The sequence below is a fragment of the Thalassobacillus sp. C254 genome, from assembly GCF_001310615.1.
The window spans coordinates 1-514 of the sequence record NZ_BAXQ01000079.1 but is presented as its reverse complement, the minus strand read 5'-3'; the positions used below and the strand labels follow the sequence as shown (position 1 = coordinate 514).

Sequence of the window (514 nt, the reverse complement as noted above, 5' to 3'; positions counted from 1 at the left end):
AGTCGTTTATAATTATTCTCGTCTTTTATAATAATTAATTGAGGAAGCTCCTGTACGTTAAAATGGTTCAGGAGTTTTTCCTGATTGCTTGAAATCACTTCAATGGAATCACTTTTTTCAGGGAAGCTTGCTCTTACTTCAAGCAAAGCATTGTAATAGTTATTTTCCTCTTTTATATTCTCATCATCAGAAAATAAAAGGATATTACTTTGTGGAGGTAATTCTTCTTCAGGGGAACTACTTACGCTGCACCCGGTTAATAAGCAGAGTACAGCGAGAAAGAGTAAAGCGAAAGACAAAGAAAACCATCTCACCTTCTACATATTATTTCTTGCTATTAATGATAGCGCTTTTTTATGCAGTTAGAAGGCAAAAAATACACAAGTATAATTAAAATGTAATACTAGTCATATTCCTGTAATCGCTGGGTCTTCCGGCTAAATAAAACAATAATTTTCATGACAATACGCAGGCAGCAAAAAACGGTTAAAAAGAGGAGAAAAATAAAAACACT

At 33.3% G+C, this 514-nt stretch carries 1 protein-coding gene; it reads right to left on the bottom strand.

Annotation, left to right across the window (positions count from 1 at the left end):
• Nucleotides 1–314: hypothetical protein (locus JCM19033_RS21715; protein WP_198153638.1), on the bottom strand; the 314-nt coding region annotated here is incomplete at its 3' end.
• Nucleotides 315–514 lie beyond the last annotated feature (200 nt).